12 protein-coding genes are annotated in these 9252 nt (G+C 48.4%); 2 read left to right on the top strand and 10 right to left on the bottom strand.

The window, feature by feature from the left end:
• The coding region (msrB, locus tag BN93_RS18265; RefSeq protein ID WP_044259314.1) for a peptide-methionine (R)-S-oxide reductase MsrB at nucleotides 1-611 on the top strand (611 nt) is incomplete at its 5' end.
• Nucleotides 612-768: 157 nt separating this feature from the next.
• Here the strand turns inward: msrB and BN93_RS00760 are convergent.
• The 4 genes from BN93_RS00760 to BN93_RS18255 all read right to left on the bottom strand — a co-directional run bounded on the left by BN93_RS00760 (nucleotide 769) and on the right by BN93_RS18255 (nucleotide 3364).
• Nucleotides 769-1320 carry a hypothetical protein gene (locus BN93_RS00760; RefSeq protein WP_157462576.1) on the bottom strand — a complete coding sequence of 184 codons (552 nt, stop codon included), beginning with the start codon at nucleotides 1318-1320 and terminating at the stop codon, nucleotides 769-771.
• A gap of 210 nt (nucleotides 1321-1530) precedes the next feature.
• Nucleotides 1531-2343: a glycosyltransferase family 2 protein gene (locus BN93_RS00755; protein WP_019186444.1), complete on the bottom strand. Its 813-nt coding sequence runs from the start codon at nucleotides 2341-2343 to the stop codon at nucleotides 1531-1533.
• Complete coding sequence (locus tag BN93_RS18260) at nucleotides 2322-2864, bottom strand: hypothetical protein (RefSeq protein WP_232211053.1); 543 nt, start codon at nucleotides 2862-2864, stop codon at nucleotides 2322-2324. The genes BN93_RS00755 and BN93_RS18260 overlap by 22 nt, the downstream gene beginning before the upstream one ends.
• The gene (locus BN93_RS18255) at nucleotides 2846-3364 is read right to left on the bottom strand and encodes a hypothetical protein (protein ID WP_232211052.1); all 519 of its coding nucleotides are present in this window, start codon (nucleotides 3362-3364) and stop codon (nucleotides 2846-2848) included. Before BN93_RS18255 ends, BN93_RS18260 begins: the two co-directional genes overlap by 19 nt.
• Nucleotides 3365-3664: 300 nt before the next feature.
• Between BN93_RS18255 and BN93_RS00745 the strand changes: the two genes are divergently transcribed.
• Nucleotides 3665-3901, top strand: coding sequence for a hypothetical protein (locus tag BN93_RS00745; RefSeq protein WP_019186443.1), 237 nt, complete (start codon nucleotides 3665-3667; stop codon nucleotides 3899-3901).
• A gap of 308 nt (nucleotides 3902-4209) precedes the next feature.
• On the opposite strand, the gene BN93_RS00740 is transcribed toward BN93_RS00745, so the two are convergent.
• The 6 genes from BN93_RS00740 to BN93_RS00715 form a co-directional block, all read right to left on the bottom strand.
• Nucleotides 4210-4602 carry a hypothetical protein gene (locus tag BN93_RS00740; protein WP_019186442.1) on the bottom strand — a complete coding sequence of 131 codons (393 nt, stop codon included), beginning with the start codon at nucleotides 4600-4602 and terminating at the stop codon, nucleotides 4210-4212.
• A gap of 754 nt (nucleotides 4603-5356) precedes the next feature.
• On the bottom strand, nucleotides 5357-6658 hold the full coding sequence (gene tyrS / locus BN93_RS00735) for a tyrosine--tRNA ligase (protein WP_019186441.1): 1302 nt from the start codon (nucleotides 6656-6658) through the stop codon (nucleotides 5357-5359).
• 223 nt (nucleotides 6659-6881) lie between these two features.
• Nucleotides 6882-7133, bottom strand: a complete 252-nt coding sequence (gene yidD, locus BN93_RS00730; RefSeq protein ID WP_019186440.1) for a membrane protein insertion efficiency factor YidD — start codon at nucleotides 7131-7133, stop codon at nucleotides 6882-6884.
• Nucleotides 7130-7537: a ribonuclease P protein component gene (locus tag BN93_RS00725; protein WP_019186439.1), complete on the bottom strand. Its 408-nt coding sequence runs from the start codon at nucleotides 7535-7537 to the stop codon at nucleotides 7130-7132. Before BN93_RS00725 ends, yidD begins: the two co-directional genes overlap by 4 nt.
• A gap of 134 nt (nucleotides 7538-7671) precedes the next feature.
• Nucleotides 7672-8418, bottom strand: a complete 747-nt coding sequence (locus BN93_RS00720; RefSeq protein WP_009230704.1) for a uroporphyrinogen-III synthase — start codon at nucleotides 8416-8418, stop codon at nucleotides 7672-7674.
• 8 nt (nucleotides 8419-8426) lie between these two features.
• Nucleotides 8427-9252, bottom strand: an 826-nt coding sequence (locus tag BN93_RS00715; protein ID WP_232211051.1) for a DUF4271 domain-containing protein, incomplete at its 5' end; no start/stop codon positions are given.

The following is a 9252-nucleotide window of genomic DNA, read 5'->3' as shown; positions in this document are numbered from 1 at the left end:
ATGATCGGCCGCTGCAAGTGGAGGTATTGCCCCTGAAAAACTTCTACGATGCCGAGGATTATCACCAAGATTACCTCGACAAAAACCCTACGGGCTACTGCCACCTACCGCAAGCCTTGTTCGACATGGCCCGCAAAGCCAACAAGAAAACAGATGAAAAGAGAACCTACGCCAAGCCCACCGACGAAGAATTGAAAAGCAAACTTACGCCCCTGCAATACGAAGTTACGCAGAATGCGGCCACCGAACGCCCCTTTGCAAACGAATACGACCATGAGTTTCGCCCCGGCATATACGTGGATGTTACCACGGGCGAACCGCTTTTCCTTTCTACCGACAAGTTCGATTCGGGCTGTGGATGGCCGGCTTTCTCGAAACCCATCGACAACCGATTGCTAAACAACCTCGAAGACCGTTCGCATGGCATGCTGCGCACCGAGGTTCGTTCGGCCAAAGGCAACGCGCATCTAGGTCATGTGTTTAACGATGGCCCCAAAGAAACGGGCGGTTTGCGCTATTGCATCAACAGCGCATCGCTGCGTTTTGTACCAAAAGAAGATATGGAAAAGCAGGGTTACGGCAAGTATCTGCCCATGTTGGAAGAGAAATAAAGCCCCTTCCACACCTTCATAGCCACAACCGCCACTGGCCATGTGGCTTACCCCATCGGGATGCCTAGGCTATCTGGGCATCCCGATTGTTTTTTAGTTAGCAACAAACAGTGCCTTATCGCCAAGCTGGGCCAGCTGGTCGGCTGCCCATTAACGCTTAAAAGGCAAAGCCTAGGCCTAAGTAAGGATATACAAGGAAACGAGAGATGCCATAATGGGTTTCGGGAACAAACGTTGGGTTGACACCAGCGCGGAGAAAGAAACCCACGGCAGGCTGATAGCGATAACCCACATTCGCAAAGCCATAGTAACCATACTTCCATATCTCGGGCGGATCAGACGACATGCCGAGAGGGGGCGTTGCATCCCACTCATAATCGCGTTTAAAGATGCCATGCATCATCCCCACCCCCAATTCCAAACTATGGTTAGCTCTACCAATCAGACCATAAGCCTCGAACACCGCCGCAGGACCTTGATAAACGGAAGCCCCGTCTTCGCTTTTTTCAGATGTTCTTCCTGCATTAAAAGCCAGACCAAGGCGATAGCCCAGATGGCTGTTCGCCGAAAAGCGCGAATCGAAATTTGCGCCAATAATGCCCGATGCTCCAGCATACTCGTTGTATACGGCACGCCGCGGTTTTTCTTGTGCCATGAGCATTGCGGCCGACCATGCCAAAATCAGGATAAATAAGAGGCGTCTCATCATTGATTAAGAATTCCTAAACATTTCATTTTCTATCTCCAACCTACATAACCAACACCTTCCATCTAGTGACGGTTACGCTGTTGGCCTGCAAAAATACTGCCCTAACAACCCCCAAAAGCCCAAAAGCCCACCAGCCCATCAACATGAAGGGGGCGTCGCCCCACAGCCACACCTGGGAGAGAGGCCAGCGACAAAGGGCATTTGGCAGACCTATTGCTTGCCCGTTAGGGCGTAGAACACCTTTTTGTACCACGGCCGCGACAATAGCCTGTTGAGCTTATCCTTATACGGTTTCACCATTTTATGGTAAAACTCCTCGAAGTAAGCGTCTTCGTTCTTTAATATGTAAAGAGAGGCGGCCTCTGTATATTGTTCCATCAGAGAAGTGTTACGAGTAATGTTCCCCCCATGTATTCTGTACATCACCAGTGGCTGGTTTATGAAACACACCTTGGGATTGCGCCTAAACACCTCGAGCCACATTATCCAGTCTTCCTTTGCTTTAAGAAACTCCTTGAATGTAAGGCCTTCCAATATCTTTTTTGTGAAGCAAAAACAATGGGGCGGCACGTTAAAGTCGATGTCCCATTGCAACAACAAATTCTTATAAGTAAAATCGTACTTCGTCAGATCGCAAAAAGGCGGACGTGGTTCGCCATTGTGTTCTTCCGAAAAATTGGTGACAACGACGTCGCATTTCTCCTGCGAAAAGGCCTTTACGCTCTCTTCCAGCTTTGTAGGCTGCAAGATGTCGTCGCCGTCTAAGAACTGTATGAGGTCGCCCCCGGCCTCACTCAGCCCCGTATTTCGTGCTCCACTGCAACCTTTGTTTGCCTGATACACATATTTAAAGCGTGCGTCTTCCGCCTGCCAACCTTTGGCAATCTGTGCCGAAGTGTCGGTAGAGCCATCGTCTACGATGATGCATTCCCAATCGGGATAAGTCTGTTTGGCCACACTTGCTAAACAATCGTTCAAAAAAGCCTCTTGATTGTAGCAGGTTACGATAACTGAAACTTCCATGTCTTGCTGTCTGTTACTTGATAAGGAGGCATGTCTAGGGCATACCTCAACCAGTTGGTGAAACTATATTTTTGTATTATCTCTTCGGGAAGTGGCGTGTATGGCGCGGCAAGGAACTCGCTAAGGCCGTCGAAACATCCATCTTCAACCACAAAGATGTTGTCAGGGCGATAGAAGTCGTACAACCTCACGCTCTTGTTGTCTGTAATGAGCTTTTTGTTATATCTCAAAGCCTCGAACACCCTGAACGACAACCCATCGTGTTCGCAAGCCTTAATGTCGAGCAGCATGCCCGCTCTTCTTGCAGTCTCCAAGTAAGAAAGAAAGCCCACCCCTTTCTTCGAAAAGGTTATTATGGGGTGTTCGAAGGCAACCGACCTCCATCCCAGCACCAAATGGACGTTGAGCTTTAGGTTGTATTTTTGCAATTCGTCGACCATTTTAAGCAACGAACCCACGCGACCTTCCTGATAGGCGCCCGCATACATCACTTCGTTGGGGTTTACTTGCACTTCGGACATGGGGAAATCGAATAAAAATTGGTACAAGCCAGCAGGTTGGGGTATTTCGCCTTGTACTTGGGGGCATCGTTAGGGTCGAAAACAAAGAAACGGTCGAAAAGCGGAATGACCTCGAACACCTGCGGAAACCGTTCCAATCCGTCCCATTGGTATGCCGTTGTTTTGTTGGCCACACGAAGCACCTCGTTAAGCGTTTCCATCTCCAACAAATCGGGGCGCATTACAATTGCATAGTCAAAACTTTTCGTGGCCAAGCGGTGCACAACCTGTCCCACCCGCTTAGGATAGTAGGCGGCTGCAATGCGGCGCTTATACTCATCACGGCCCAGTAGGTGTTTGAGTACGAAATTTACCATCCGCGTTTTAAACGTATGCCTAAACTTGGGTGCCAAAACAACGGCCTTTGTGTAGCCCAGGTGTTTGAGGTTCTTGTCTATCGCCTTGTAAAGCTCGAACTCGGGCGGCAGTATCACTATGATTTTCTTTTCGCTGTTCATCATTAAACCGTACATATAATATGGAGGCAAACCGCCAGCATGGCTGTTTTCGGCAGCCAAACAGGCGCAGGTGCAATCCGTAGGGCCTGATAAAACACCATGTTTGCTAGCCTAACCCCAGTATGTGTTAATCCCGAAAATCAAAAGATCTTGAAATGAGAACAAGACATACGTTGCAAAAGTAGTCAAAAAGTTTGAAAATACCATATATTTACGAACGAATTATAGCCTAACAGAATTGCTTTTGGAATATTGTTGTGAGGAGAATGCCAGAAAGGCGCAGCATGGCATCAACAAACCCTTATGCAGAGAAAAGGGGAATGCCTGTTTGCTTACGATGCCCCTGTGGCTTTCCAAATCCAATTAAGTTTGACTAGAACATCGGTACAAAGGCCCTTGTACAGACACGACAATGTGCTTGTACCGACACTCAAAGCTATCGGAATTGTTATTGCCGAAGTCTTGTACCGACACGACAAGATGCTTGTGATGCTCCAAATCCAATTTCGTTTGACTATGATTACCAACATCATTTTCTGATGAAATGAAATACTACAACAAGCCAATTGCCCGACGAACGGGCGCACATCAACAGTTGCTCCTAATGAGATGCACAACGAGCCCACATGGCCGTAGGTTAAGCTCATGCACGGTTCTCCTTTTGGTTACAACCAACGCATGCGCCCACGACATCCCGTCAACCCCAAGAAAACTTGTTGAAACCCATAAAGCAAGATGAAACACTTTGCATTATGTAGGGGAAACGGCCTTGACACATACGATGCAATTGCCAACATACACCCAGAACAAGGCCTGTCGCCAACGCATTTTTCACCAAGTACGGGGCGTTATTTGGCAAGCTGTTTCATCAATTCGGCCATCTTGCCGCGGCGTTCCATCGAGTACACGCCGCTTTCTCTTTCCAAATATTCAAAAAGGTTGAAAGCCTTTTGCAACAGCACTTCCCTATCGTACACCGATGCTTCGGTATCGGCCTCAGCGTAATACAGCTCCGCCAGCATCGCCAATCGTTCCAACCGTTCGTCTTCGGGAAACGATTGAATGGCCGACATCAACTCGTCGATGGTTGCGAAATGGTAAAGGTTGTACGGGCCTAAATACTGTTCGTACAGCAGACGGATAGCCTCGCGCCTTTTAACAACCTCCTTTTGGTCGAGCATACGGCGCAGGGCCTCGGCAAATTCGCGGATAAGTCGCTTTATGTAATCGCGTTGTAGCATTTGTGCGTAACGTTTAAAAGATGGTATTCATATTGGCACAAAGTTACAAAAATCTTTCAACACAGGGTACATCACCTGGCTTTATTTATCTTCGGAAAAGTAAAGTTGTTCAACATGGGAAAACGCTTGCCAACTAAACAATTTTATAAATGTGCCTTAACAAACCACGCCTTTTAATGTCGCAAAACATAAAAAACACTGACAAACATCAATTTCGTGGAAATTTTGCAGATTTTTTTCGGTACAAGTATTGCAGGATTAAAAAAAACATCGTAACTTTGCATTGTATTCGAGAGAATGCTTTTCATAATAAGTTTTCATTAGGTTAGTAGTTTGATAGATTTTAAGGTTAAAGATTATGTTATTAGATTTTGAAACAATCGCGATGTTGGTTGGCGTTACAATCGTAACTGCACTTAGCATTATCGCTTTGCAACACACCAACGTCCGTTAACATTATTCTTTGGGATGACGGGATGAGTGATCATGCCGTCATCTTTTTCTTTATACATACACGAAGTTAGTGAGGTTAATACCTCACTAGTTGAGATTAACCTCCCTATTTTGTATGGGTCAGTCGCAAGAGATAAGGTTACTGAAAGTGTCAAGAACGCCAACGCTTAGCCCTAAAAAACAGTTTCGCCCCTTTATCTCTTTTTGAGGATTTAGCAATCGGCTTTTATGCCTTGCGAATGTCCCAAAGGGGATAAAGGGGTGAAACTTTATGGTGTGGTATGCGCAAAAGCGCAACCCTTTACTTCACGATAAGCAAATAATAGTTTCTCTTTCCGCGCTGAACAAGCAGGTATTTTCCGTCGATAAGGTCGTCGGCAGTAACGGGGCGGTCGGCAGCGGCAAGCTTTTCCTTGTTCAGCGACACGCCTCCGCCTTGCACCAGCTTACGCATTTCGCCCTTGCTGGCGAATACTGGCACGTCTTCGCGCGTGAAAAGGTCGATGGCAGGCTGGCCAAGCAAAGCCTTATCCAGTTCGTAATGCGGCACTCCCTCGAACACATCGAGCAGCGTTTGTTCGTCTAGTTTAAGCAGATTTTCTTTTGTGGCCTTGCCAAAAAGGATGTTGCTGGCCTCCATAGCCTGGTCGAGTGCGGCCTGCGAGTGCACCATAACGGTAACCTCTTCGGCCAATCGCCTTTGCAAGGGGCGCCTTCCTGGGTCTTCGTTTTGTTCGGCTACCAGCGCGTCTATCGTTTCCTTATCCAGCGAAGTGAATATCTTGATGTAGCGTTCGGCATCGGCATCGCTTACGTTCAGCCAGAATTGGTAGAACATATAAGGAGAAGTGCGCTTGGCATCGAGCCATATATTGCCACCCTCCGTCTTGCCGAACTTCGTTCCGTCGGCCTTAGTGATTAGCGGACAAGTAAGCGCGTAGGCCTCATTTTCTATGCCTAAGGTGCGACGAATAAGCTCGGCACCCGTTGTCATGTTGCCCCATTGGTCGTTACCGCCTAGTTGTAGCTTGCAACCTTTGGTTTCATAGAGGTGTAGAAAGTCGTAACCCTGCAACAATTGGTAGGTAAACTCGGTGAACGAAAGTCCGTCGCGAGCGTCTCCGCTGAGGCGTTTCTTCACGCTATCCTTGGCCATCATGTAGTTAACAGTGATGTGTTTGCCCACCGTTCGTGCGAAATCGAGGAACGAAAAGTCTTTCATCCAATCGTAGTTGTTCACCATCTCGGCGGCATTGTCGCCCTTGGCATCGAAGTCTAGGAACTTAGCCACCTGTGCTTTGATGCACTCTTGGTTGTGATAAAGCGTTTCCGAGTCGAGCAGGTTACGCTCCGCGCTCTTACCCGAGGGGTCGCCAATCATGCCCGTTGCTCCTCCAACGAGGATGATGGGTTTGTGTCCGCACATCTGCAAGTGTCGCAACATCATGATGCCAGCGAGATGCCCGATGTGCAAAGAGTCGGCTGTGGGGTCTGTTCCAAGGTATGCCGTAACCGTTTCTTTCTGCAACAGTTCTTCTGTTCCAGGCATAATCTGCGCCAACATGCCGCGCCATCTTAGTTCTTCTACAAAATTTTTCTTCATCGGGATATATATAGGATGTTTATGAGTTGACGAGTTCGTTAATTGATAAGTTGACAAGTTAACAAGTGACAAGTTCGTTAGTTTACGAGTTAACGCGTTTTCAAGTTTGTGAATTGACAAGTTAAGCGGTGGACAAGCTGCGTGATTGGCCACCAGTAAGTGGTAAATTCACAAGTCATACCACTCCCCTCTCCCCTTGGAGAGGGGCTGGGGGTGAGGCTTATCACGGCACAGGGTCGTATCCGCTACCGCCCCACGGATTGCATCTCAACACACGCCAAACGGCCAAGGCCAATCCCTTGAAGGGGCCATGCTTGATGATGGCCTGACGGGCATACTCTGAACAAGAGGGCGTAAAGCGACACGATGGGGGCGTATAAGGCGAAATGGCCAGCTGATAAAAGCGGATGGGCAACAGCAAAAGCCACACTGCGACACGCCGAAACAGGCCTAAAAGGGCACGAAACGCATTCATAGACTTTCTCCTATTCGGCGTAACAGGTTCTGCACCTTATCTTCAACCTCGGCCGAAGAATGATGTTTGGCATCCAACCAAAGGAAACCCAGCGTTATTCTTCTGCCTGTCGGCAACTTATCATAAAGCAAATGCTTGTTCTTGCGATAGGCTTCGCGCACCTGCCGTTTAACCCTATTGCGGTCGACGGCGTGCTTAAATCTGCGCTTAGGCACACTTATCATCATCTGTACAGAGGCCAATGCCTGCTGTTCTTCGGCCGAAAAGGGCTGCGCCAAATACACCACACGCAAGGGAAAGGCAGCAAGCGACCGACTATCCGCGCCGCAAAAGAGTGCCTCGGTGAGCTTTTTGCCACAGGCGCGCTCTTCTTTTCTTAGCTTTTGCGATACCGTTGCTGCCATTGTTACTGTTTGTTTGGGGATGATTTAGACCGTTGCACGCACCGCCAGCGAGTGATGCGCGCTTACCAAATAAGGCAAAAAGTGCCACTCGCCAACACGCCTTTCGTACGCTTTCGAGGTCTAAGTGGCGAGCCTTACTTATGCTCGTCGAGATAGGCTTTCAACGCACCAGACATCGAGGGATATTCTTTCGACGGAGCTTGAAAGTCCAATCGCAAGCCCTCATCGGTGATGGCCTTCGACGTTGCTGGGCCGAATGTGCCGATACGAACGTCGCCTTGCTCGAAGTTGGGGAAGTCTTTCACAAACGATTTCACACCCGTGGGACTCACGAAGATGAGCATGTCGTAGTCAAAATTCTTTATCTCCTCTGGCGTAAAGTCGTTGGTGATGGTGCGATACATCACACATTCCGTATGGTTCAGTTTCTTCGAGTCGAGCAATTTGGCGATGTCGTCGTTATGGTTGTCGCTCAATGGCACAAGATACTTCTCTTGTTTGTGCTTCGCCATTGTGGGCAGCAGGTCTTCCATCTTGCCCGTAGTACCGAAAAACACCTTACGTTTACGGTATTGAACGTATTTTTGGATATAGAGCGCAATGGTCTCGGTTACGCAAAAATACTTCAACGTCTCGGGAATGGGCACGCGTAGCTCTTTGGCCAGCTTGAAAAAGTGGTCGATGGCGTGGCGCGACGTAAATACGATGGCCGTATAATTGGGAATACTTACCTTTTGCTGGCGAAACTCTTTCGATGTGATGCCTTCTACCTGCACAAAAGGGCGGAACACCAAATCAACGCCATACTCTCTCTCTATGTCGAAGTAGGGCGACTTATCACTCGTCGGTTTGGGTTGAGATATTAATATCTTTTTTACCATCTACTTGCTTAAAAATTGATTTTCAAATAATTGGAGGCTATTGTCAATACGCCCCACAGGGCGAACAAAGGCACAATTTCGAGAGCGCAAAAGTACAAAAAAAATTGCAAAAACTGGCCTTTTTGGCGGAAAAAGATAAGGTGTGTCTTATAAAGCGACAGTATTTTGGTTGTCCCCAGCACGATGCCCACATAGATGATGCTGCTCTTGACGGTGAGCTGAAAGTAGGCTTGCAGCATTACCAGCGGCAAAAGCAACACGCCTTGCGAGGAGACGAGGAAGAGAAACGATTTAAGCCACTGGTTGTTTTTGCGCTTACCGAAGAACACCCACCCCACAAACCATTGGGCAAAGGCCTTCAGCAGGAAGTAGCCCGCCACCAAACCCGTAAGGATGCCGATAACAACGAACTGCTCGGCGATGAAGGTTTCAACGTGCAGGTGCCGCAGGTAAAGGAAGAACAGGATGGCATAGAGCAAACTGGTTTGCAGTGCAAGGAATATTTGGAAACGTATCTCGCCCGTTGTCTCGGCTATTTCGGAAGTGCCTTCGTTGCGCACGCGGAAGAAATGCTTTACCTGACGAAAGATGAAGTCGCGCGATTGGGCGAAAGCCACGCAGCCCAAGATGAAACAACCCAGGAGCAACGAGGTAAGCAAGTCGTCGCTGGCGATGGTATAAGGCACGGGGTCGCCTGCCACCCCTGGCCGTCCGGCCGGCATTTCGGGATGGTAATACGGACTTTGCGAGAAGAACGACTCGCGATAATAGAGCGGCAAAATCAACAATGCGCACATCCTTTCCCACCGAGTGTCCAGGCAGGTGCAAGGTGTC

Source organism: Prevotella conceptionensis 9403948, assembly GCF_000312305.1.
Classification (GTDB): Bacteria; Bacteroidota; Bacteroidia; order Bacteroidales; family Bacteroidaceae; genus Prevotella; species Prevotella conceptionensis.
This window is presented reverse-complemented; position numbering and strand designations above follow the sequence as displayed.